26 protein-coding genes are annotated in these 23,459 nt (G+C 30.3%); 25 read left to right on the top strand and 1 reads right to left on the bottom strand.

The features are described from left to right. Positions 1 to 49 precede the first annotated feature (49 nt). The 15 genes from BN350_RS03475 to BN350_RS03400 all read left to right on the top strand — a co-directional run bounded on the left by BN350_RS03475 (position 50) and on the right by BN350_RS03400 (position 13,963). Positions 50 to 421 carry a hypothetical protein gene (locus BN350_RS03475; protein ID WP_028042335.1) on the top strand — a complete coding sequence of 124 codons (372 nt, stop codon included), beginning with the start codon at positions 50 to 52 and terminating at the stop codon, positions 419 to 421. A 659-nt stretch (positions 422 to 1,080) separates the two neighbouring features. Beyond that, positions 1,081 to 1,455 (top strand): hypothetical protein, encoded by a 375-nt coding sequence (locus tag BN350_RS03470; RefSeq protein WP_147573517.1) that lies wholly within the window; start codon positions 1,081 to 1,083, stop codon positions 1,453 to 1,455. 170 nt (positions 1,456 to 1,625) lie between these two features. After that, positions 1,626 to 2,183, top strand: a complete 558-nt coding sequence (locus tag BN350_RS03465) for a hypothetical protein (protein WP_028042333.1) — start codon at positions 1,626 to 1,628, stop codon at positions 2,181 to 2,183. Positions 2,184 to 3,327: 1,144 nt separating this feature from the next. Continuing rightward, positions 3,328 to 3,627 carry a hypothetical protein gene (locus BN350_RS03455; protein WP_028042331.1) on the top strand — a complete coding sequence of 100 codons (300 nt, stop codon included), beginning with the start codon at positions 3,328 to 3,330 and terminating at the stop codon, positions 3,625 to 3,627. A 447-nt stretch (positions 3,628 to 4,074) separates the two neighbouring features. Next, positions 4,075 to 4,434, top strand: coding sequence for a hypothetical protein (locus BN350_RS03450; protein ID WP_028042330.1), 360 nt, complete (start codon positions 4,075 to 4,077; stop codon positions 4,432 to 4,434). A 51-nt stretch (positions 4,435 to 4,485) separates the two neighbouring features. Continuing rightward, positions 4,486 to 5,625 (top strand): hypothetical protein, encoded by a 1,140-nt coding sequence (locus BN350_RS03445; RefSeq protein ID WP_028042329.1) that lies wholly within the window; start codon positions 4,486 to 4,488, stop codon positions 5,623 to 5,625. A gap of 146 nt (positions 5,626 to 5,771) precedes the next feature. Next, complete coding sequence (locus tag BN350_RS03440; RefSeq protein ID WP_028042328.1) at positions 5,772 to 6,632, top strand: hypothetical protein; 861 nt, start codon at positions 5,772 to 5,774, stop codon at positions 6,630 to 6,632. A gap of 332 nt (positions 6,633 to 6,964) precedes the next feature. Next, positions 6,965 to 7,234, top strand: coding sequence for a DUF1905 domain-containing protein (locus BN350_RS03435; protein WP_028042327.1), 270 nt, complete (start codon positions 6,965 to 6,967; stop codon positions 7,232 to 7,234). Between the two features lie 6 nt (positions 7,235 to 7,240). Then, positions 7,241 to 7,534, top strand: a complete 294-nt coding sequence (locus BN350_RS20540; RefSeq protein ID WP_147573516.1) for a hypothetical protein — start codon at positions 7,241 to 7,243, stop codon at positions 7,532 to 7,534. Between the two features lie 239 nt (positions 7,535 to 7,773). Beyond that, the gene (hrcA, locus tag BN350_RS03425; protein WP_028042326.1) at positions 7,774 to 8,811 is read left to right on the top strand and encodes a heat-inducible transcriptional repressor HrcA; all 1,038 of its coding nucleotides are present in this window, start codon (positions 7,774 to 7,776) and stop codon (positions 8,809 to 8,811) included. Positions 8,812 to 8,821: 10 nt separating this feature from the next. Beyond that, positions 8,822 to 9,370: a nucleotide exchange factor GrpE gene (grpE, locus tag BN350_RS03420; RefSeq protein WP_231385226.1), complete on the top strand. Its 549-nt coding sequence runs from the start codon at positions 8,822 to 8,824 to the stop codon at positions 9,368 to 9,370. Between the two features lie 20 nt (positions 9,371 to 9,390). After that, on the top strand, positions 9,391 to 11,208 hold the full coding sequence (gene dnaK, locus BN350_RS03415; protein WP_028042324.1) for a molecular chaperone DnaK: 1,818 nt from the start codon (positions 9,391 to 9,393) through the stop codon (positions 11,206 to 11,208). A 49-nt stretch (positions 11,209 to 11,257) separates the two neighbouring features. Then, positions 11,258 to 12,382: a molecular chaperone DnaJ gene (gene dnaJ / locus BN350_RS03410; protein ID WP_028042323.1), complete on the top strand. Its 1,125-nt coding sequence runs from the start codon at positions 11,258 to 11,260 to the stop codon at positions 12,380 to 12,382. A 125-nt stretch (positions 12,383 to 12,507) separates the two neighbouring features. Continuing rightward, positions 12,508 to 13,581, top strand: coding sequence for a C45 family autoproteolytic acyltransferase/hydrolase (locus tag BN350_RS03405; RefSeq protein WP_028042322.1), 1,074 nt, complete (start codon positions 12,508 to 12,510; stop codon positions 13,579 to 13,581). Positions 13,582 to 13,639: 58 nt separating this feature from the next. Next, positions 13,640 to 13,963, top strand: a complete 324-nt coding sequence (locus BN350_RS03400; RefSeq protein ID WP_028042321.1) for a TfoX/Sxy family protein — start codon at positions 13,640 to 13,642, stop codon at positions 13,961 to 13,963. Between the two features lie 95 nt (positions 13,964 to 14,058). On the opposite strand, the gene rpmB is transcribed toward BN350_RS03400, so the two are convergent. After that, positions 14,059 to 14,244, bottom strand: coding sequence for a 50S ribosomal protein L28 (gene rpmB, locus BN350_RS03395; RefSeq protein WP_028042320.1), 186 nt, complete (start codon positions 14,242 to 14,244; stop codon positions 14,059 to 14,061). 303 nt (positions 14,245 to 14,547) lie between these two features. Between rpmB and BN350_RS03390 the strand changes: the two genes are divergently transcribed. From BN350_RS03390 to larC, 10 genes are all read left to right on the top strand, one after another. Next, positions 14,548 to 14,904, top strand: a complete 357-nt coding sequence (locus tag BN350_RS03390) for an Asp23/Gls24 family envelope stress response protein (protein ID WP_028042319.1) — start codon at positions 14,548 to 14,550, stop codon at positions 14,902 to 14,904. Positions 14,905 to 14,916: 12 nt separating this feature from the next. Continuing rightward, positions 14,917 to 16,572: a DAK2 domain-containing protein gene (locus BN350_RS03385; RefSeq protein WP_028042318.1), complete on the top strand. Its 1,656-nt coding sequence runs from the start codon at positions 14,917 to 14,919 to the stop codon at positions 16,570 to 16,572. A gap of 132 nt (positions 16,573 to 16,704) precedes the next feature. Beyond that, positions 16,705 to 17,829 (top strand): aldo/keto reductase, encoded by a 1,125-nt coding sequence (locus BN350_RS03380; RefSeq protein ID WP_028042317.1) that lies wholly within the window; start codon positions 16,705 to 16,707, stop codon positions 17,827 to 17,829. A gap of 195 nt (positions 17,830 to 18,024) precedes the next feature. Beyond that, complete coding sequence (locus BN350_RS03375; RefSeq protein ID WP_028042316.1) at positions 18,025 to 18,423, top strand: DUF3842 family protein; 399 nt, start codon at positions 18,025 to 18,027, stop codon at positions 18,421 to 18,423. A gap of 88 nt (positions 18,424 to 18,511) precedes the next feature. Further along, positions 18,512 to 19,546 carry a FecCD family ABC transporter permease gene (locus BN350_RS03370; RefSeq protein ID WP_028042315.1) on the top strand — a complete coding sequence of 345 codons (1,035 nt, stop codon included), beginning with the start codon at positions 18,512 to 18,514 and terminating at the stop codon, positions 19,544 to 19,546. Positions 19,547 to 19,556: 10 nt separating this feature from the next. Further along, complete coding sequence (locus BN350_RS03365) at positions 19,557 to 20,324, top strand: ABC transporter ATP-binding protein (protein WP_028042314.1); 768 nt, start codon at positions 19,557 to 19,559, stop codon at positions 20,322 to 20,324. An 11-nt stretch (positions 20,325 to 20,335) separates the two neighbouring features. Beyond that, positions 20,336 to 21,274, top strand: coding sequence for an ABC transporter substrate-binding protein (locus BN350_RS03360; RefSeq protein ID WP_044600093.1), 939 nt, complete (start codon positions 20,336 to 20,338; stop codon positions 21,272 to 21,274). Between the two features lie 10 nt (positions 21,275 to 21,284). After that, entirely contained in the window at positions 21,285 to 22,067 is a 783-nt protein-coding gene (larE, locus tag BN350_RS03355; protein WP_147573515.1) for an ATP-dependent sacrificial sulfur transferase LarE, read from the top strand. Then, positions 22,057 to 22,797, top strand: a complete 741-nt coding sequence (larB, locus tag BN350_RS03350) for a nickel pincer cofactor biosynthesis protein LarB (RefSeq protein WP_028042311.1) — start codon at positions 22,057 to 22,059, stop codon at positions 22,795 to 22,797. Before larE ends, larB begins: the two co-directional genes overlap by 11 nt. Then, positions 22,798 to 23,459, top strand: a 662-nt coding sequence (larC, locus tag BN350_RS18430; protein WP_044600092.1) for a nickel pincer cofactor biosynthesis protein LarC, incomplete at its 3' end; no start/stop codon positions are given.

The following is a 23,459-nucleotide window of genomic DNA, read 5'->3' as shown; positions in this document are numbered from 1 at the left end:
ACATAACTCTATTTTATATAAATTTGGTAAAAAGAAGGAGGAAAAAGTTATGGAAATGACAATGAATTTACCAAGAAACTATGTAGAAATTGAAGAAGAGGAGATGATGTATTTAGATGGAGGCTATAGTATAGATTGGAGTAGAAAGACAACTGCTCGATTTATTGATGTGGCAATCGGTGCAATAACATGTGGTTTTAGTTTATGGATGGGATATAGAACTTTAGTGAACTTCTTTGGGAAGAAAACGATGAAACAGTATATTACTAGAGCAATAACTAGAGTTGGAATTTATATTGGAATGGCTTCTTCTATAGCAAATTTTGCGATGACATTACTTAATTTTAGTGCTGGAGGTGCTATTGCATATGCATTGGATAGATATGATAGAACAGGAACGAATGGAAGAATACAATTTTAGATGAAAAATATAAAACTTTTAATTTTTTTTCTTACAATTATTTGTATTGTTTTAGTAGTGAACGTTATATCATTCATTAATGGTATTCCTGGATCTACATATGGTATTTATCTAAATATGTTTAATATTATCTCTCTCTTTGTTGAAATTATGTTGTTTAATATTTTAAATAAATCATCGGATAATAGTCACAAGTAAATTTGGTTAGTAGTATCGATCAATTTAATATCTACAATTTTGATGTGCTATATAAATGAGATTTATGTAGAGAAAACTTTTGGGCAATAACTCTATCAAGTGCATTTGCAGGTGTCGTATTGGCTAGTAGTTTGGCCATAGGAGTTGTATATGCAACAAATTCATCTATAACTTTAAGATTTTAAAACCAAGTAGTCAAACAATATTATGTTGGAATAATATTGTTTGACTCAACTTTATTATTATAAGAGAGGAGAAGTGTAATATATAAGTATTATGCTAAGAAATAAAATATGATAGAGTCGTTTATAAGTGGTGCCTTAATTATAACAATTTTTTTTATTATATATTTTCTAATAAGAAATATAAATATTTGGTTCACAAAATTTTATATTTTTATTACTCAAATGATACTTATTTATGAAATAGTATCATGTGTTCTCGCTGAAGAAATTGATGTTATGTTTATTGTGTTATTATTATTTTATGAATTTTTTTTGATAGCATTTATCAGAGACCTATATAAAGAAGATCAAAGAGTTGCTTGTCTTTATAAGATGATATCAAGAAGTCATTTGAATCCGATTTTCTTGTGTGGATTGCAAGAGATTCAGAATGAAAAATTAGATATATTTTATAATGAATTAAATAATTTTTTGAATCATGTTCTTTCTACAAGAACACCTAATTTTGGATATATAGTAATGGAAAATGATGAATTACAAATATCTATTATTCTTTTTAAGAAGAATTTCGTTTTTGATGATATAGCTAGTCAAATTTCTCAATCTGAGAATTTAAAAATTGAAAACATAAAAAAAAGGTTGTCAGATTAATTATTCTATTAAATGTTAATGCAATTTGAATATCTACTTTATTATTAAGTTATTTATTAATGTATATAGAATTATAGAAATGATAATAAATTTGGACGATTAGTTCGTTTTGGGCTGGTGCATTTTGTTCTATATTTGTTATATTGATTAGAAAGAAAGGATGATTTGCTATGATGGAAAATGAGTTTATTGTGGGTGCAATTGTTATGTTGTCTTTTTTGTTTATGTACACATTCATTAAAGTCATTCATTTTACAGCACTTAAAATCTATTTCTGTTTTGTAGAAGGTATTATTTTATGGAAAACAATCATGTATTTTAAAGAAAATGAGGTTTTGGATTTAGGCGTACTAATCATTTTACTATTTGTACAGGGAATGTTAATTTATTTTATCAAAGTTGATTATAAAAAAGATTTATGCAGAAAAGAGATTTATTTAAAAATATCTAGTCACTTTATTCCATTGATAGTTATGGGTATTTCTGAAGTTAAGAAAACAGATATAGATAAATTTTTAAACACCCTAGATATTTTATTGAGAAATTCTGATAAAATGGAGAAAAAAGCATTTTGTTTTTTTCAATATGAAGAAGGATGTATCAATTTTCATGCTTTGTTTTTAAGAAAATCTGATATGTATATTTTTATTGAAGATAAAGAATTTCTAGAGTTAAAGACAGAAGAGGTTGGGAAAGGTGGAAGTATAGAATTGAAAATGCAAAGTTAAAATAAATATTTTGTTATTATATTATTAAAGTGGTGATTTGGAATCTAAATAATAGAAGTCTTTGTTTATTTATGTGATGGGAGGAACTATGAAAAAAATCAATTACTTACAAGTCATATTTTTACTTAACAGTATCTTTTATATTATAATAAATAAAACAAGAACTTCATGAATTTAGATACATGGATGACTTTATGGTCTTGGACAATTTGGATACATCTTATAATCAACATAATTTTATTGACTGATATATTTATGAATAGGTATATCAGGGTTATATTAAAAATTTGTCAGTATTTTTTACTCATTATAATTACTCATGTCTATATATTGTGTTATTCATTAAATTTATTTGATATTTCAAAAGAAGTCATAATTTACATATTATGCATATGTTTGATTGGTATGTGTATATTAAACTTTATATGTTTAAAAGAACGGGTTGAAACTCCATATGAAAGAATTCAAGAATATTCAAAGTTAGAGGTTGAAGAATATATCAAAAGATTAATAATGAATTGGGAATATAGAAAACAAAGTGATGTATATATTGGAGTTGTTATTGCAAATATGATAAGTTTTATTTTAATGATGTTTATTCCTTTGGTCATAAGAAGTTTGCTTAGTTTTATTGGAATGAATTCTGTATTTATTGGTTTATTGATCATAATAAATATGGTTTATATATTAATCAGTTATTTTAAATACAGGGTTATGAATATGACATTATTTATGTTTTTCGTTGAAACATTTCTTTCATTGATTGGAATGCTAACTTATATTAATTTTGCTGATACTATATTACAAGGTCTTCCTATTATATTGATGACAGTAGTATTTTTCTTCCCTTATTGTATAAGATGTTATCAAATATTACTGAGATATCATATGAAAACTGAGTAATCAATAAGCTAGATTAAAATAGTTCTTTTTAAGTAGAAAAATGTTGTCTTTTCAGAATTATCAAGGAATTTTGAATTATGTGAATGAGGAGGCTTTGATTTATGCATAATGAATTAAGAAAATTTAAAATTTTAAGAAAAGATGTATGCTATATAAATTAGATGAAATAATAAATCAACATAATAATGAAAGCTATTTATATCAAAAGAAGTTTCGTAATACTTGAGATATTGAAAAAAGAGTGTTTTATGAAAATTTTGATTTATTAATGATAATGGGATATTGGTTTCAAAAAAATAATGATAATGAAAATTTAAAAAGAATTATTGATTATGTTGATTTTATGTTAAAGAAAATATTTGAAGAAGATGTTTCTGATAATATTTTTGAATTACAGATTATAAGGGAAGGTTACTATGAATATGAAGATACTTTTCAAAACATGTGTAATGGAGTTATTTCATTTAAGCATCATAAAATTAATGAAATAAGATATGATTTTGAATATAGAATAAAGATAGAAAAGGCATTTGTTGAATGATTATATTCAAAGCATAAAAAGAAGTTAAATTGTAAGATTGGAGAGTTATTATAGTCATATTGGGTAAGGATTGATATTATTATGAAAAAGATTTTAAATGTTTTGATATTTATATTTCTATTTTTATTATGCATTTCTTTTTAAAGAATACAATATAGTATTTATTGTCATATCTATATTTATTTCTATTTTAGGATCATTGTTAATAACTAAATATTTATTAATATTAATTGATAAATGGAGTAGCAATCAGGCTGAAAAAATATATAATGATAAAATAAATGAACTTCTATGTTTTATTAATGATGAATGTGATGATATTTTGCTTCTAGAAAAAATCAGAGAAATGACTGATGTGAAAATTTCTAATATCAAAAAGAGTTATCATAAAGAATAATTTTATAAATATATACAGTTTCAGGAGGAATGTTGTTATGTGGATGATAATTGTTACCGAATTTAGTTTGGATGATTTGTATTTTTTATGTTTTATATCAAGATAAAATTGAAAATGATAAAAAGATATTATACTTGCTTATATTAAATTTAATATTTATGTTTTCAGATTTAACATTAGGGAAAGAGTTTATAAATGATGAGTCAATTGAAATTGTCACACTTGTTATTGAATTTATAGAATTATTTTTGATTGCTTTTTGGTTAAATAAAAGAAAAATAACTTCTATATTTCTAACTGAGAATTCACAAAAAACCAAAGGACAACAAAACGCTTTTAAATTTGGTCTTTTGGGCTTGGGAATTTGTATGCTTTTTATTGTTTTGATATATTTCTTTGTTATAGTATAAAATATTTTCCATGAAATAGTACATATATCATCATGGCAGAAAGGAAATTATATGCATTTATTCAAATACTTGAATAATAAGAAAGTTATTGCACATTTTATTCAAGGAATATTCTTATTGCTATCTATGCTAGTATATTTGTTTGGAACAAATATACTTGATGTAGCAGTTCATCATTTTATATTGGCAACTATGTATATTGTATTCAATTTATTCATTATGTTAATATTAATATACATTGTTCAAAATATTTTGATAACATTTGTAAAAATCTGTTATTGCAAAAGAAATAGACTTGAGTTAAAAAGTGTTGATTTATCTTTTGTATTCATTGAATTGAAACCTCTTAGAGTGAAGTTGATGATCAGTTCTAATTTCTTAACTGCAAATAACTTAACAACTTTCTATTTGGAGGATTTGTGTAAAGAAAAAGAATTTGTTGAGGTTTATGATCAATTTTTAATTCCCTTTTCTCATTTAGTTAAAGTAGCGATGGCAACGACTGTTTTAGTAGGTACGATATTTCTATATTATAGATTATATTATATTTTTATAGAGATATTAGGGTTGGCATTATATCGGATTATGTATATGTCTATTGATACTGATCATGATATTATGAATCCCATCATTTCTAAAAATGATGATGGTTATCAGATCAATCTATATAGACAGATGCTGACATATTGTAGAACAGAAGATAATGCTGATAAAGAAAAGATATATCATGAATTAAGTCATATGACATTTTTTCAAGATAATAAATATTGGCAATATAATTGTGAAGTTATTATTGAAATGATATTTGATAGTATTATAGATAATAAGGATTATATATCTAAAGATGATTACAAGCTCTATCTAAGCCATAACAATATTCCAGTTGTACAAGGCTTAAAACTGAATACAATGGATGTATTGCGCTATTTTGCAGTATACAATCAATTAAAAGGTGATCGTATAGTTTTTCAGGAGATTATTGATGATATGAGAAATCAGGTCATTGAAATTGAATTTGGAGAAGAACCAATATTGAAATGGTTTGTGAATATGTATTGGAGATATGTTAATGAACTAGAAGATGGAAAGGTTCATTTGCTGAAAGATTTTAGACATGATTTTTATTATTATTTTGATGTGTTTTCTACAAAACGAATTTTAGTAAGTCAACAATTCAATGTGTTAAAGTAATCAATCAAACTATAATCATTGTTATAAAATATCTAGAAAGCGGTAGATGATGAAAAAGATTGCTTCTATTATACAAAGCATTACAGGATTATTAACTCTTGTCGCTTATATCGTTCAATTTGATTTTTTTCAAGAATCAAGGGAATATGATTATAGAATTCATGTTTATGATCTTTTATTTGATAGTTATAGGATTTATTTCATATTATTTTATAGGTATAATCATCACTGTTTGCAAAGTTATATATTGCATAAGACATCATTGTAAAATACAGTCAATTGCTTTATTTCCATTTATTATTGAAACATCTCCATGGCATATTCATATTGGTCATTTGTTTGATATGGCAATTTCTGATTTGACGAATATTCAGTATGTGAAAACAGGAAAAGAAGATGAGTTCATCTATAATATAGAAAAATATGAAATTCCATTTAATAATGTGAGAGTGTATTCTATTATCATTATATTGATCATATTTTTAATCTTATTTAGGTATCATCAATTTGCCTTAGCCATACCGCTTATAGGATTAGGGACATCAGAATATATTCTGTCAAAAGATGATTGTCTATATACGGGGATTTCCAATATCACTCCTTCTGTATCTTCTCATATGAGTATATTGAGAACTGCATTGAAACATGCACAAATAGAAAATTTTAATAAAGAACAATTATATAAAACAGCATTAGGTATTTATTCTACAGATCATTATTCATACTTTTATCATCATGATTTAATTATCGAGGCAATTATAGATAGTATTATAGATCAAAAAGAATATATTAGGCCAACTGATTATAAGAAGTATTTGAGTGTAAATATGTATATGATAGATGACTATAAACCTGATACAATGAAAATATTAAGATATTTTTATCTATATAACTCTATAAAAGGAAAGAAGCAGAATATGGATGAAATAGAATCGGATATGATTTTTCAGCAGAATAAAGCTTATGAATTTGATGGACCATTATCAAATATGAGTATAAGTTTATGAAATAGATAGTTAGATGAAATAAAGAATAGATAATTTTATCTTCTTATGGATGAAAAAATTCTATATCTTTAAATTTTCAATACTTTAAGAAAAAAAGAGGAATACTAGAAAAAGAGTTTGTTTTTATTTTTATGGCGATGTTATTAAGAGTTGTAAATTTTTCATAAATTATTTCTGATAATGCTCTAGAAATAATTGAAATGTGCAGTTGGGTATATGTTGTTTTCATTACCATTATTGTTTACTTGTTTTCACCAGAACATCGCCGAAGAATTGAAGAGTGTTTTGATATGATATTTGGTATGTTGTAGGTTTATGGAAAGGAAGATAAAATGAATTTAAAAGTATATGAATTTGATGCAACAATTGAAAAGGTGCCTGACATTGATGGAGCATATGTTATTTTCCCTTATGATGTAAGAGAAGAGTTTCAAAAGGGACGTGTAAAAGTCAAAGCAACATTTGATGGAGTAGAGTATTTGGGCAGTCTAGTCAAAATGAAGACGCCATATCATATTATTGGATTAAGAAAGGATATAAGGTCACTTATTCATAAGCAGCCTGGTGATATTGTTCATGTGACAATTCAGGGAAGACTATAAATATTATTGGAGGAAAAAATATGTGGGGTTATTGTTATTGGGTTGGGAATGTTAATTGTTGATGCTATTGTGTTTTATGTCATTTACTCGGAGCAGTTAGCTGATAAACTGAAATGCAGGAGAATAGAAGAAATGAATGTCATTTATGCTTTGGTCGGTTTTGTCATTTGGAATATAGCAGGTATCGTACTTAATGAGAAAATTGATTTATTTGATATGATTTTTTCAATTGCTTTAAGTATACTTGTTTTTTGGGGGATTGATTTTAAGAAATATGTACGCTCATATGCTAACCAATGAATCAGTTCAATACTATACTGAACTTCATAAGAAAGGCATGTATAAAAGATTATTAAGAAATACTTTATTTCTAGGTGTACTTATATTACAAGCTGTATTATCTTTATATTTTTCATTATTATAACTAAACGATGTTTAGTTATTTTTGTTTTTTAGCACAAAAGGGTTGACAGTGCTAAAATGATGAGTATAATGTAATTAGCACAAAAGGAAAAAGAGTGCTAAAAGGAGGTTGGAGTATGCTGACAGCTAGACAATTACTTATATTAAAATGTATTGTTGAAGAGTTTGTAGAAACAGCCGAACCAGTTGGATCGAAAGCATTGATGACAAAGTATCAGTTGCCTTATTCAAGTGCAACGATTCGTAATGAGATGTCTTATCTTGAGGAACATGGATATTTAGAGAAGACACATACATCTTCTGGACGTATCCCTTCGACTGAAGGATATCGGTTTTATGTCAATACGTTGATGCAGCCAAATGTTGATGATGAAGTTAAAAATCAAGTTGCAACAATATTGGGTGATCGGCATCGTTCATTAAATGAAATCATTCAGGAAAGTTGTCAGATGTTAAGCGAATTAACACATCTCACAACTGTTGCTTTAGGACCAGACTCTGGTTATGAGCATTTACAGAATATTACGCTTGTGCCTTTAACTGCTCATAGTGTAACAGCTATTATTGTTACAGATAAGGGACATGTAGAGAATCGTAATTTCAATGTTAAAAACAATGCTTATTTGGAAGATTTAAAAAGCTGTGTGAATGTAATGAATGAACTTTTGGATGGGACACCTATTAATCAGGTTGCATACCGATTAGAAAGAGATGTTAGACCTATCTTAAGTGCAAGAATTAAAGAACATGAGATTTTATTTAATGCTTTTTTGGAAGCATTTATGAAATTCGCAAATAGTAACGTCTATTTTTCAGGGAAAGAGAACTTATTGTATCAGCCTGAATACAATGACGTGAATAAATTAAGACGACTGGTGAGTGCTTTTGAAAATTCCCAGTCATGGAAAAGTTTACAACCTATTGCTTTAGAAGAAGGAGTCAGTGTGCGGATTGGAAGTGAATCGCCAATTGAAGATTTAAATGACGTTTCGGTGATATCTGCATCATTTAAAACTGGCATTGAGTCTAAAGGATCTATATCTGTCATTGGGCCGACGCGTATGCCTTATGAAAAGGTGGTTTCTTTAGTTGAGTATATTTCAGAAAGCTTAGAACAAGTGCTTTTAAGCGATGAAGACGAAGATGATGAATAGAGGTGAAAGAATGGCAGAGAAAGAGAAAAAAGATGTGACTGAAGATACTGTTGAAGAAAAAGAAGTAGAAACAGTAGAGGAAGAAACAAAAGAAAAGGATGAATCAGTTGATAGTCAATTGGCTAAACTAGAGGAAGAAGTGAATACATGGAAGACAGATTATTATAAAGTCTTTGCTGACATGGAAAACTTAAAGAGAAGACTCGAAAAAGAACATCAAAATTCATTAAAGTTTATGATGCAATCTTTTATTGAGGAATTACTCCCAGTTGTTGATAATTTTGAACGTTCTTTAAACGTTGAAAATCCAAGTGAGGAGATTCAGACATTCTTAAAGGGATATCAAATGATTTTTGATCAGTTGATGGCTATTTTGAAAAAGAATGGTGTGGAAGTGATTGAAGCACAAGGAAAAGAATTTGATCCTAATTTCCATCAGGCAGTTATGACAGCAAATGATGAAAACTATGGTTCGAATATTGTTGTTGAAGAACTTCAAAAAGGTTACAAATTGAAAGATCGCGTTATTCGTGCATCTTTAGTAAAAGTTAATGAATAGTTATAAGGAGGATTTATATTATGGGAAATAAAATTATTGGTATTGATTTAGGTACTACAAACTCATGTGTAAGTGTTATGGAAAATGGTGAAGCAAAAGTTATTGCTAATCCTGAAGGTTTAAGAACAACTGCTTCAGTTGTTGCTTTCAAAAATGGAGAAATTGTTGTTGGTGAAGCTGCAAAACGTCAAGCTGTTACTAACAAAGATACAGTTATGTCAGTTAAAAGACATATGGGAACAAGTCATAAAGAAAGTGTAAATGGTAAAGAATATACACCACAAGAAATTTCTGCGATGATTTTACAAAATTTAAAAGCAACTGCAGAAGCATACTTAGGTGAAACAGTTACAAAAGCAGTTATTACTGTTCCTGCATATTTCAATGATGCTCAACGTCAAGCAACAAAAGATGCAGGTAAAATTGCTGGATTAGAAGTTGAACGTATTATTAACGAACCAACTGCTGCAGCGTTAGCATTTGGTGTTGATAAATTAGATAAAGAACAAAAAGTATTGGTTTATGATTTAGGTGGAGGTACATTTGACGTATCTATCTTGGATTTAGCTGATGGTATGTTTGAAGTATTATCAACTTCTGGTGATAATCATTTAGGTGGAGATGACTTTGATGAAAAGATCATGAACTGGATTGTTGCTGAATTCAAAAAAGATCAAGGTGTTGATTTAAGTGCTGATAAGATGGCAATGCAACGTGTAAAAGAAGCTGCTGAAAAAGCTAAGAAGGATCTATCTGGTATGATGCAAACTCAGATTTCATTACCATTTATCTCTGCTGGTGCTGCTGGACCATTACACTTAGAATTAACATTAACAAGAGCTAAATTTGATGAATTAACTCATGATTTAGTATTACGTACTGAAGGACCTGTAAAACAAGCATTAAGTGATGCTGGTATGAGTGCAAGTGAAATTGATCAAGTTTTATTGGTTGGTGGATCTACTCGTATTCCTGCAGTTCAAGAATCTGTTAAAAGATTATTAGGAAAGGAACCTAATAAATCTGTAAATCCTGATGAAGTTGTAGCTATGGGAGCTTCTATCCAAGGTGGAGTTATCTCTGGTGATGTAAAAGATATCGTTTTATTAGATGTTACACCATTATCATTAGGTATTGAAACAATGGGTGGAGTTATGACTGTATTAATCGAAAGAAATACAACAATTCCAACAACAAAATCACAAATCTTCTCTACAGCTGCAGATAATCAACCTGCTGTTGATATCAACGTATTACAAGGTGAAAGATCTATGGCTAAAGATAATAAACAATTAGGTTTATTTAAATTAGATGGTATTGAACCAGCTCCTAGAGGAGTTCCTCAAATTGAAGTGACATTCAGCATTGATGTTAATGGTATTGTTAATGTTAAAGCAAAAGATATGAAAACTCAAAAAGAACAATCTATCACAATTCAAAACTCAACTGGTTTAAGTGATGAAGAAATTGATAGAATGGTTAAGGAAGCAGAAGCACATAAAGCTGATGATGAACAAAAACGTAAAGATATTGAAACAAGAAATAAAGCTGAACAAATGATTAATGAAATTGATAAAGCATTAGCAGAACAAGGTGATAAGATTGATGAAAATCAAAAAACACAAGCAACTGCTTTAAAAGATGAATTGAAAAAGGCTTTAGATAACAATGATATGGCTACACTTGAAGCAAAAATGTCAGAATTAGAACAAGTTGCTCAACAAATGGCAGCATATCAATATCAACAATCTCAAGGAACTAATCCTACAGGAGATGCTGGAAGCACTGCTTCAAATGATGACGATGTTGTTGATGCAGACTTTACAGAAAAAAATTAAAATAAAGCCAAGGCTTTGCCTTGGTTTTATCTAGTCAAGAGGTGAGAATATGGCTGAAAAAAGAGATTATTATGAGGTGCTTGGTGTTTCTAAAAGTGCTAACGCTGATGAAATAAAACGTGCATATCGTAAGATGGCTAAAAAATATCACCCTGATGTCAATAAAGATCCTGGAGCAGAAGAAAAGTTTAAAGAAGTTCAAGAAGCTTATGATGTTTTGTCTGATGACAATAAGAAAGCTGCATATGATCGTTATGGTCATGCGGCCTTTGATCAAACTGGTGGCTTTGGTGGTGCTGGTGGCTTCTCTGGAGGTTTTGGTGGTTTTGAGGATGTTGACTTAGGAGATATCTTTGGTTCGTTCTTTGGTGGTGGATCACAGCGTCAAAGAAAGAGTGGGCCAATGCGTGGAGAAGATCGTTATGTTCAATTAGAGATTGACTTCATGGATGCTATCAAAGGGAAGAAAACAGAAATTAAAATTAATTATGATGAACAATGTTCTCATTGTCATGGAACGGGTGCGAAAACGCCTAATGATTTCCAAACATGTTCAAAATGTGGTGGAACAGGAACAATTCGTACACAACAACGTTCACCATTTGGAACATTTGTGAATCAAACAACATGTCCAGATTGTCATGGAACAGGAAAAGTTGTTAAAGAAAAATGTTCACATTGTCATGGTAATGGATATGTTAATAAAAATATTACAGTTGAATTAAATATACCTGCTGGAATTAATACACATCAGCAATTACGTGTTCAAGGAAAAGGACATCGTGGAGCTAATGGTGGACCTAATGGAGATTTATATGTAGAAATCTATGTGAAGCCACATCAGCATTTCCAACGTGATGGAAAGAATATTTATATTACAATTCCTATTTCAGCAGTTGATGCAACATTAGGATGTGAGGTTGATGTTCCTACTGTTAATGGGGATGTGACATTAAAAGTGCCTGAAGGAACGCAACCAGGAACAACTTTACGTTTAAAAGGTAAAGGTGTGAAAGATTTACGTGGTGATAATTATGGTGATCAATTTGTTAAAATTGATGTGAAGATTTCAACAAAATTATCACGTGAAGAGAAAGATTTATTTAATAAGTTAAGAAAAGCTGGTAAAAAGGATTCTATTTTTGATCAGTTTAAAAAAGGATTTAAGAGATAGAAACGATAGTGTTTCTATCTTTTTTTACTATATACTTTTAAAATTTTAATTAAATATATTGAAGTATATTGACATTGGTGTTTTCTCTGTTATAATACAGTTCGTTGTGTAAATGGAGGAAAAGTATGAATTGGAAGAAAATATTAAAGAGAGTATTCATTGGTGTTATTGTTTTTGTGTTGGTTGTGGGTGGCGTTTTTTATGGAATGTTTAGACATGAGATATCGACTTTGATGTCTTTAAAGAAAGTGGATGATTATACACTTTATACAATGGAATACGATGGAGATTATGGTTTTGATGATTTTTTAAAAACAGGGGCAAGCAGTGATGGAGAACTGGTTGATTTTGTTGTGAAGAAGTTATTGAAAGGACTACCAGTTGAATTTTCAATTCCTAATTTGGGTTGTTCAACGTTTAATGCTTCAACAAAAGATGGAGATAAAATATTTGGCAGAAATTTTGATTTAACTTATTCACCAGCATTATTTGTAAAAACAAAACCAGATAATGGTTATGCATCGATGTCTATTGTTAATTTAGGATTTTTAGGATTTAATAAAGAAAGACAGCCTGATTCATTAATGAAACAAATGACAACATTGGCTGCACCTTATGCACCATTAGATGGATTAAATGAAAAGGGATTATCAATTGGTGTTTTGCTGATACCAGATGATGCAACAAATCAGCAAACAGATAAAGTTGATATTACAACAACAACAGCTGTTAGACTTGTTTTAGATAAAGCAGCAACTGTAGAAGAAGCTATATCTTTATTAAAACAATATGATATGCATTCTTCAGCAAAGAGTGCTTACCATTTTCAAATTGCTGATGCAAGTGGAAAGAGTGTAGTTGTTGAATATATCCATAATGAAATAAGCATTGTAAAGTCTGAGAAGTCATATCAGATGGCTACTAATTTCTTGTTAACACCTGGTGATTATGATTTTGGACATGGGCAAGATCGTTATGAGAAAATGAAAACGATTTTAGATCAGAATCAAGGGATTGTTGAAGATGAAAAAGACGGTATGGATATATTAAATGCCGCTTCTTCTGATTGGCATAAAAATGATCGTGGTGAAGACAGTGCAACGCAATGGTCAGTTATTTATAATAATACTGATTTAACAGCAAAAATTATTATGGGTAGAAAGTATAATGAATCTGCACATGAATTTTCATTAAAATAAGTACAATGATTGTACTTTTTCTTTTACTTTAATATAATGAATAATGAGGAGGACAAATATGGCGACTGAATTAGAATACATAGAGTATGTTTGTGAACAATTGAATGGTATAGGTGAATTAAGATATCGTAAGATGTTTGGTGAGTATATGGTTTATGTTAATGATAAACCAGTTCTTTTGGTTTGTGATAATACAGTTTATATAAAAAAAATAGAATGTCTTCATGAATTGATGCATGATGCATCAATTGGTATACCCTACGAAGGAAGTAAAGAACACTATATTTTAGATATTGATAATCGTGATCATGTAAGAGAAGTTGTTGAAATATTGGAACAGGTTATCCCTGTTCCTAAGAAAAGAAGAAAAGTCAAAGCATAATCGCTATGGCTTTTCTTCATATAAATGCGAAATGGAATAAAAGAAAAAAGAGTGAATATAATAAAAAAAGCATCCATCGGATGCAATCTTTATGATTAAGCGCTTTTTCTAAGACTTCTTAATTCTCTCGCTGAAATTTTTACTTTCTTTGGTTTACCATTGACTAAAATAGTAGCTTTTTGTAAGTTGACATTCCATTTTCTTCTTGAAGAGTTTAATGCGTGAGAACGAGTATTACCAGACATTGGTCCTTTACCACTAACTTCACATTTTCTAGCCATTATTTTCACCATCCTTTGCAACTTGTCTTTCACATACTTTAGTATAATATCATTAATATTTAAAAATTGCAAACCTTTTTTTAATTTTTTTGTAAATGATATTTATGTCTATTGATTAAGTTTATATTTGTATGATAAATAAAATATGTGAATATTTCAACATTTTTTGTAATTTTCATTTACAAGTGATTTTAAGTGGGGTATAATTCGTATGCATTATGTGTGAAATGTTTGTCAATAATTTAAAAATAAGATATAATATAGATAACTATATATAAGTTTAATAAGATCGGAGGAATAGGTATGATCAAAAAAACAACTGATTTAGGTGATATTAATCTTTCATTAGATGTTGTCGCAAGTATTACTGGTGGTGCTGCCACTGAATGTTATGGTGTTGTTGGAATGGCAAGTCAAAAAATTATGAAAGATGGTTTTTATGATTTGTTAGGAAAAGACAATTATTCTAAAGGGATTGTTGTGGAAGATGGAGAAACTGGGATTATTCTTAACGTATATATTATTGTAGGGTATGGAGTTAAGATTTCTGAAGTTGTTTATGAAGTCCAAAAGAAAGTAAAGTATGTATTGGAAACAACTTTGGATGTAGATATTGAAGCTGTGAATGTCTTTGTACAAAGCATTCGTGTTACGGATTAATGGAGGTTGAACATGAAGGTTATAGACGGTAATCTGTTTAGAGAGATGGTTGTTACTGGAGCAATTGTGCTTCACAATAATCATCCGGAAATTGATGCATTAAATGTTTTCCCAGTACCTGATGGAGATACAGGAACAAATATGTCATTGACATTCAATGCTGGAGCAAGTGAAATTGAAAAAATTGAATCGGCAGATATTTATGAAGTTGCTAAAAAATTATCTAAAGGTTTATTGATGGGAGCAAGAGGAAACTCAGGTGTTATCTTATCTCAGATTTTTAGAGGTGTTTCTATGGCATTTGAGGGTAAAAAAGAAGTCAATGCTGTAGAATTAGCAGCTGCATTTAAAAATGGAGCTAAGGTTGCTTATAAGGCAGTTATGCGTCCTGTAGAAGGAACGATTTTAACTGTTATCAGAGAAGCAAGTGATGCTGTTGTTAAGTATGCAAAAGATGATATGGAAATTGAAGATGTCTTTTCATATTTTGTTAAAGAAGCAGAATTATCATTAGAAAGAACACCAGAACTTTTACCAGTATTAAAAGAAGTTGGTGTTGTTGATAGTGGTGGTGCTGGATTACTTTTAGTGTTTACTGGTTTTATGGCTGCTTTAGCAGGTGAAGAAATTGAAAAAGTAGAAATTAAAGGTGATTCTACAAAAGAAGCTTTAGTTGATGTAGAAACTGATAGTGAAGAAGGATATGGTTATTGTACAGAGTTTATCTTTAGATTAGATCCAGGTAAAATCAAAGCCTTCAAAGAAGAAAGTTTGAGAAATGAATTAGAAAGACTTCCAGGAAATAGTATTGTTGTTGTACAGGATGAAGATATTGTGAAAGTTCATGTGCATACATTAAAACCAGGAAATGCTTTAAATGTTGCACAAAGATATGGTGAATTTATTAAATTAAAGATTGAAAATATGCAAGAACAGCATAATACAATTTTAGAAGCGAATGCTACACCTACTGCCCAAGCAACGCCTGTTATTCCTCAAAGAGAAGCAAAAGAAGTTGCTATTATTAGTGTGGCTGCTGGTGAAGGTATTAAAGATATGTTCTTAGAACTTCATTGTGATTATGTTGTCAGTGGAGGACAAACAATGAATCCTTCTACTGAAGACATCGTTCAGGCTATTCGTGATGTGAATGCTAAACATGTTATTATTTTGCCAAATAACTCTAACATTGTGATGACTGCACAGCAGGCTGCTGTTATTTTAGAAGATGAAGTTGATGTCAAAGTTATTCCATCTAAGACAATTCCACAAGGATTATCTGCTTGTATCATGTATAATCCAGAAGTTTCATTGGATGAGAACATCGAAGAAATGAGTGAAGCTATTGCTAATGTTAAGACTGGTGAAGTCACATTTGCAATTAAAGATACAAATATTGATGGTGTTGATATTAAAGCAAATCAGTATATGGCATTATGTGGTAAGAGTATTACTGCATGTGTACCAAATAAGTTAGATGCTTTAAAGGAAACATTAAAGGGATTAGTTGATGAAGATGCTGAAATCATTACATTGATTTATGGTGAAGATGTGACTGATGATGAAGTTTCTGAGATTGAAGAATATGTAGAAGAAAACTTTGATGCTGAATTAGAATGTGTCAATGGAAAACAACCAGTTTATTCATTTATTGTTGGAGTCGAATAAGAAAAATAAGAGAGAACTGAATTCAGTGTAGTATTCAAGACTGAACATTCAGTTCTTTTTTTAATATTTTGAAAAACATTGACATGGAGTGAACTCCAAGAAGTATAATAATGGCAGAGGGAGGAAGAAAAAATGAATACAAAAAAATTAGGTTTTGGATTAATGAGGTTACCATCATTAGATGATAATGATCCATCTCAAATTGATTTAGAAGAAACAAAGAAAATGGTTGATACTTTTATTGAAAGAGGATTTACTTATTTTGATACTGCATGGATGTATTGTGGTTTCAATAGTGAAAATGCGACAAAAGAAGTATTAGTGAAAAGATATCCAAGAGATCAATATACTTTAGCAACAAAACTTCATTCTGGTTTTATTCAAACAAAAGAAGATAGAGATCTTATTTTTAATGAACAATTAAATAAAACAGGTGTAGAATATTTTGATTATTATTTATTACATGATATCAATACACATAGTATTGAAGTTTATAATAAGTTAGATTGTTTTCATTGGATTCAAGAAAAAAAGAATCAGGGATTAGTGAAAAAAATTGGTTTTTCTTATCATGACGGACCAGAATTATTAGATAAAGTCTTAACTGAACATCCAGAATTTGAATTTGTTCAATTACAAATCAATTATCTAGATTGGGATAGTGCAGGTGTTCAATCTCGTCAATGTTATGAAGTGGCAACAAAGCATGGAAAACCAGTTATTGTGATGGAACCAGTCAAGGGTGGAACGCTTGCAAAAGTTCCTGAAGATGTTGAAAAGATGTTTAAAGAATGTGCACTAGAGATGTCTATTCCATCATGGGCGATTCGTTTTGCTGCGAGTTTAGATAATGTCATGATGGTTTTAAGTGGTATGAGTGATATGGATCAGTTATTGGATAATACAGGTTATATGATGAATTTTGAACCATTAAATGAAAAAGAATATCAATTGATTTATAAAGCTGTTGATATCATCAATTCTACAATTACTGTTCCATGTACAGGTTGTGCGTATTGTGTAGATGGTTGTCCAATGAGAATTGCGATTCCAAAATATTTTTCATTATATAATGCAGATTTACAAGAAATTGAAGAAAAAGGCTGGACACCACAAGGTGAGTATTATGCCAATTTAACAAAGACATTTGGAAAGGCAAGTGAATGTATTGGTTGCGGTCAATGTGAGAGAGTCTGTCCACAACATTTACCAATTATTGAATACTTACAGGATGTAGCTAATCATTTTGAAAAATAATCGGTGAAGACAGAAGTCATTCTTCTGTTTTCTTATTGTTTTGTACGATTTAATGAAAATGAAATAAAAAAGTTGAAATTTCTATTGACTTAGAGTGTACTCTAGGTGATACACTATAAATATCTTATGATTGTTATAGCAAAGGCGTTATAAACATGAAGTTTATAGATAACATGATGAGAGATGGAGGTAGACATGGAAATTGTTGTTGTAGATGGTCAAGGTGGCGGTATTGGAAAAAGTGTCATCACGGCTATAAAAGAAAAAAATAAAGATATTACAATTATTGGTGTAGGAACCAATAGTATTGCGACAACGAATTTAAAAAAAGGTGGTGCGGATATTATCGCAACTGGAGAGAATGCAGTTGTCTATAATGTCTTACATGCCAGTATTGTCATAGGACCTATTGGTATTGCTTTTGCCAATTCAATGTATGGAGAAATATCACCCCGTATTGCACAAGCTGTTAGCGAGAGTGAAGCAGAGAAATACTTGATACCTATTAGTAAGTGTAGTGCTCATATTGTAGGAGTCAAAACATCTTCAATACCTCAATATATTGATGAATTAATAAACATGTTAAATATTTAAAATATCGTATACATGAAGTAACGATGAAACAGTAGAAACTGTAATCGTTATTGATGTATACGTTTTTTTATGGGAAAGGAGGAAGAGAATGTTAAAGAAATTATCGTTTTCTAAGGTGATTATCTTTTTATTAATGATTTTATTATTGTCGATTGTCATCGCAACAACTTTGGGACCAGTGAGGATTCCAATGATCAAAGCATTGAAAATTATCATAGTGCAACTGTTTGGAGAATCTGTGATGGCATCAGATTGGACATTGATAGAACAAAATACAGTCTTACTTTTACGTTTGCCAAGAGTTTTATTAGGAGCCATTGTAGGAGCATCACTGGCTATTTGCGGTGTTGCGATGCAAGCACTGGTGAGAAATCAATTGGCTGATCCATTTATTTTGGGAGTGTCATCAGGAGCTTCTGCTTTTGCGACTTTGGATATGTTGTTTGGAACATTTGCTTTTTTAGGAGCTTATCGTTTATCATTGAGTGCCTTTATTGGAGCGGCTATGACTATTATTTTGGTTTATATGTTATCTAGAATAAAAGGAAAGATTAACATGACACAGTTACTGTTATCGGGTGTAGCCATATCAATGATTATGGATGGGATAACCAAAATGATCACATTAAGCGCACCTAATGCTTTAGGGTTGCATAATGCAGAGTTTTGGATGTCAGGAAGTCTTGCAGGAGCAAAATGGGATTATTTGACACTTCCATTAGTGACAATGATCATTTGTATGGGTGTATTAATCGCGAATTACCGTACATTGAATGTATTGCTGTTAGGAGATCAAACAGCAGGTACTTTAGGTGTGCATGTAGAACGTATGCAGAAATTGTTAATCTTGATTTCATCATTATTAGCAGGTGTCACCATTGCAGTCAGTGGATCAATTGGGTTTGTTGGATTAATGTGTCCTCATTTTGCCAGATTATTAGTTGGAAGTGATCATAAAAAAGTTTTACCATTAAGTGCTATTTTAGGTGCTATCTTGGTCATTTGGACAGATGTGGCTGCACGTATGATATTGGCACCAGAAGAATTGCCTATTGGTATTTTGACAGCTATTATTGGTGGACCCATCTTTATTATATTATTAAGAAAGAAACAATTAAGATAGGAGTGATATGATGAAACTAGATGTTAAAGATTTATATTTTCAATATGAACAAGACCATGCTTTAGATCATGTCACTCTACAAGTTCATCCTAAAAGTTTTGTTGGAGTCATTGGCCCTAATGGTAGTGGTAAGTCAACCTTATTAAAGAATATTTATCGTGCTTTAAAACCAAAAAGTGGAACAATTCTTTTTAATGAAGAGAGCATACTGTCTATGAACTATAAGAAATCTTCACAGATGATGTCAGTTGTTGGACAGGAAAATGAAGTCTCATTTGATTTTAAAGTAGAAGATATTGTCAAGATGGGAAGAACACCATATAAAAAAATTTTTGAATTAGATAATCAAAAAGATGAGGAGGCACTCATACATGCATTAAAACAAGTTGGTCTTGAAGATTATCGTCAAAAGAATTATACAGAATTATCTGGTGGTGAAAAACAGAGGGTTTTATTAGCCAGAGCATTATGTCAGGAAGCAGAATTTCTTATTCTCGATGAACCAACAAATCATTTAGATATCTATTATCAGTTACAGTTATTTGAACTTGTCAAAAGTTTAGATTTAACTATTTTATCAGCAGTCCATGATTTAAATATAGCCAGTCAATATTGTGATTATATTTATATATTACAGAATGGGAAAATATATGATCATGGAACACCAAAAGAATTAATGACTTCAAAAATGATTCAAGAGGTCTTTCATGTGAATGCGGAAGTCAGCATTCATCCTATAACACAAAAACCACATATTATATTTTTACCTAGCATATAAAGGAGAAGATTATGAAAACAATAAAATTATTATTAGTTACAATGTTAATGATTACATTAACAGGTTGTCAACAGTCACAAGCCAATCAATCCAAACAGGATGCATTAATTATACAAAACTATGGCAGAACTGTTGAAATCAATGATATACCTCAAAAAGTTTTAACATTAGGACCTAATTGCAGTGAACTATTTTGTGCTTTAGGTTTAGAAAATTATATCATTGGAAATTCATTAGATAATCATAGCCGAGGTCCCTTAGAGGAATATAAGGAAGCTTATAACAAGATTCCTGAATTAAACTATTCTTCTGCTACAAGAGAAGCGGTTATGACAAGTGGGGCAGATTTTATTTATGGCATTGATTGGGAATTTGGAGAAGAGGCTTTAAGTCTTGATGAATTAGAACAGTTTGGTATCAAAACATATATTAATAGTGCAACGACATTAGAAGAAATCTACCAGGAAATCAAAGACCTTGGAAAAATATTTCATATTGAAGAAAAAGCCGAAACATTCATCCAAAATCAAAAAACACGTATTCAAAATGTCCAAGAGATTGTCTCAAAACATAAACCAGTCAAAGTTTTGGTTTATGATAGTGGAGGAAATGGTGTTTTTACATGTAGTGGAACGAATTTTGAATCATTATTAATTCAACAGTCAGGTGGACAAAATATCTTTGATGACTTAAAAGATGCACAATGGGTAACTGTCAGCAGTGAAGAAGTCTTGTCAAGACAACCTGATGTGATTGTTGTCCATGATTATGATAGTCCATCTTTACAAGAAAAAATTAATGAAATTAAAAATGATCCAGCTTTATCTCAATTAGACTGTGTGAAAAATAATCATATTGTATCTATTGCATTAGAAAGTGTACTACCAGGAGATCGTATGGCTTATGCTGTAGAAACATTAGCCAAAGGTTTCTATCCGGATTTATTCTAGGGAGGTAGCTATGAATAAAATAAAACAATTAGAAGATATATTAAAAGGATATCAAAAGGTTGCTATTGCATATAGTGGTGGTTGTGATTCTCATTTTCTATTATCAATGGCTTTGCGTGTATTAGGTAAAAACAATGTTTTGGCTATTATATGTCATGGAGTCATGATGTCAAAAGAAGATTGGCTATCAGCTCATCAATTATTAAAAGATGTTCATTATAAAGAGATTGAAGTCGATGTATTGAGTATCAAAGAGTTTAGAGAAAATGATAAGAAACGATGTTATTTTTGTAAAAAAACGATTATGTCAAAAGTCATAGAAACCGCAAAACTTCAGGGCTTTCAATATGTCTTAGATGGACAAAATGCTGATGATCAAAAAGTATATCGTCCTGGTATTCAGGCATGTCAGGAATTAAGAATCTTATCACCATTATCTATGTGTCAAATGACAAAACAAGAAATCAGAAATTATTCTCAGGATTTACAGTTGCCAACCTTTGATAAACCAGCCAATGCTTGCTTAGCCTCACGATTTGATTATGATACGCTTCTTATAGAAGACAAATTAAATCAAGTGGATCAGGCAGAAAAACTTTTACATGAAATAGGGATCAAACATGTGAGAGTCCGTGTTCAAGATCAACTGGCACGTATTGAGATGGAGCCATCTCAATATGAAGTGATTCTTAAACATCATAATATTATTCAGAAAATAAAGGATTTGGGATTTCGTTATGTGACTTTAGATTTAGAGGGAATAAAGAGTGGAGGATTTGATCGTGAAAGTTAAAGAAATACTAACAGCAGTTAAAAATCATGAGATGTCTATTGAAGAAGCAAGTGAATTGATAGATCATCCTATAGATTATGCTAACATTGATTTTGATAGACAAAAAAGAACTGGAGTGGGTGAAGTGATTTATGGTGCTGGTAAAACAAAGGAGCAGATTGCAGGTATTATCCAAAATATGTTAGATCATGAAACAGATATGATCCTTGCTACAAGAATTGCTTTTGATAAATATCAGTATCTTCATCATCTCTATCCTAATTTTGAATATGATGAAATGGCTCAAACATTTCTGTACAATCAACATCCACAAATTCAAAATAAAGGAAAGATTGTGATTGTCTGTGCAGGAACATCAGATTTACCTGTTGCTAAAGAAGCTTATGTGACAGCACAGTTTTTAGGAAACGAAGTCGAGTTAATTAGTGATGTTGGTGTTGCAGGTATTCATCGTTTGTTTTTGCAATTAGAGACTATTCAGGCAGCGAATGTTGTTGTTGTCTGTGCTGGAATGGAAGGAGCATTGGCTTCGGTTGTGGGTGGATTAACAGATAAACCAGTCATTGCTGTTCCAACATCCATAGGATATGGAGCCAATTTTAAAGGACTATCAGCATTACTTGCCATGTTGAATAGCTGTGCAAGTGGTGTGAGTGTCGTGAATATTGATAATGGATTTGGAGCTGGATATATGGCTCATTCAATAAATTGTTTAGGAGGAAAAAGATAAATGAAAGCATTATATTTTGATTGCAACAGTGGTATTAGTGGAAATATGACTTTAGGAGCATTACTTGAATTAGTAGATAACAAAGAAGAATTGATTGATGAATTAAATAAACTTCATGTTGATGGTTATCATATTGATGTATCAACCCAAGTTAAGAACGGCATAACAGCAACCCATGTCAATGTGGTTTTAGAAGAACATCATCACCATGAACATCATCATGATCATGAGCACCAGCATCATCACCATCATGAACATCGTAATCTGTATGATATTGAGAAAATTATTGATAAGAGTGCTATTGATGTCAATGCAAAAGACTTAGCAAAAAGAATCTTTAGAAGAGTAGCTTTAGCTGAAAGTAAAGTCCATAATGAACCATTAGAAAATGTTCATTTTCATGAAGTGGGAGCCATTGATTCAATTGTTGATATTATAGGAACTGTGATCTTAATAGAAAAAATTAAACCTGATGTGATTTATAGTAGTATTGTTAATGATGGTTATGGTTTTATCGAATGTGCACATGGAACAATTGCTGTACCTGTTCCAGCAACGAGTGAAATCTTTGCAGCAAGTCATGTTATTTCTCGTCAAATAGATATTGATACGGAATTAGTGACACCAACAGGTGCTGCAATTATTGCTGAATTGGCATCAAA

This window comes from Candidatus Stoquefichus massiliensis AP9, from assembly GCF_000455285.1.
GTDB lineage: Bacteria > Bacillota_I > Bacilli_A > Erysipelotrichales > Coprobacillaceae > Stoquefichus > Stoquefichus massiliensis.
This window is presented reverse-complemented; position numbering and strand designations above follow the sequence as displayed.

What these genes read in the sequence shown, in the direction of transcription:
- BN350_RS03475 (WP_028042335.1), top strand. Translation starts at nt 50, where the DNA reads ATGGAAATGACAATGAATTTACCAAGAAACTATGTAGAAATTGAAGAA.
- BN350_RS03470 (WP_147573517.1), top strand. Translation starts at nt 1,081, where the DNA reads ATGTTTATTGTGTTATTATTATTTTATGAATTTTTTTTGATAGCATTT.
- BN350_RS03465 (WP_028042333.1), top strand. Translation starts at nt 1,626, where the DNA reads ATGATGGAAAATGAGTTTATTGTGGGTGCAATTGTTATGTTGTCTTTT.
- BN350_RS03445 (WP_028042329.1), top strand. Translation starts at nt 4,486, where the DNA reads ATGCATTTATTCAAATACTTGAATAATAAGAAAGTTATTGCACATTTT.
- BN350_RS03440 (WP_028042328.1), top strand. Translation starts at nt 5,772, where the DNA reads ATGATTATAGAATTCATGTTTATGATCTTTTATTTGATAGTTATAGGA.
- BN350_RS03435 (WP_028042327.1), top strand. Translation starts at nt 6,965, where the DNA reads ATGAATTTAAAAGTATATGAATTTGATGCAACAATTGAAAAGGTGCCT.
- hrcA (WP_028042326.1), top strand. Translation starts at nt 7,774, where the DNA reads ATGCTGACAGCTAGACAATTACTTATATTAAAATGTATTGTTGAAGAG.
- grpE (WP_231385226.1), top strand. Translation starts at nt 8,822, where the DNA reads ATGGCAGAGAAAGAGAAAAAAGATGTGACTGAAGATACTGTTGAAGAA.
- dnaK (WP_028042324.1), top strand. Translation starts at nt 9,391, where the DNA reads ATGGGAAATAAAATTATTGGTATTGATTTAGGTACTACAAACTCATGT.
- dnaJ (WP_028042323.1), top strand. Translation starts at nt 11,258, where the DNA reads ATGGCTGAAAAAAGAGATTATTATGAGGTGCTTGGTGTTTCTAAAAGT.
- BN350_RS03405 (WP_028042322.1), top strand. Translation starts at nt 12,508, where the DNA reads ATGAATTGGAAGAAAATATTAAAGAGAGTATTCATTGGTGTTATTGTT.
- BN350_RS03400 (WP_028042321.1), top strand. Translation starts at nt 13,640, where the DNA reads ATGGCGACTGAATTAGAATACATAGAGTATGTTTGTGAACAATTGAAT.
- rpmB (WP_028042320.1), bottom strand. Translation starts at nt 14,244, where the DNA reads ATGGCTAGAAAATGTGAAGTTAGTGGTAAAGGACCAATGTCTGGTAAT.
- BN350_RS03390 (WP_028042319.1), top strand. Translation starts at nt 14,548, where the DNA reads ATGATCAAAAAAACAACTGATTTAGGTGATATTAATCTTTCATTAGAT.
- BN350_RS03385 (WP_028042318.1), top strand. Translation starts at nt 14,917, where the DNA reads ATGAAGGTTATAGACGGTAATCTGTTTAGAGAGATGGTTGTTACTGGA.
- BN350_RS03380 (WP_028042317.1), top strand. Translation starts at nt 16,705, where the DNA reads ATGAATACAAAAAAATTAGGTTTTGGATTAATGAGGTTACCATCATTA.
- BN350_RS03375 (WP_028042316.1), top strand. Translation starts at nt 18,025, where the DNA reads ATGGAAATTGTTGTTGTAGATGGTCAAGGTGGCGGTATTGGAAAAAGT.
- BN350_RS03370 (WP_028042315.1), top strand. Translation starts at nt 18,512, where the DNA reads ATGTTAAAGAAATTATCGTTTTCTAAGGTGATTATCTTTTTATTAATG.
- BN350_RS03365 (WP_028042314.1), top strand. Translation starts at nt 19,557, where the DNA reads ATGAAACTAGATGTTAAAGATTTATATTTTCAATATGAACAAGACCAT.
- BN350_RS03360 (WP_044600093.1), top strand. Translation starts at nt 20,336, where the DNA reads ATGAAAACAATAAAATTATTATTAGTTACAATGTTAATGATTACATTA.
- larE (WP_147573515.1), top strand. Translation starts at nt 21,285, where the DNA reads ATGAATAAAATAAAACAATTAGAAGATATATTAAAAGGATATCAAAAG.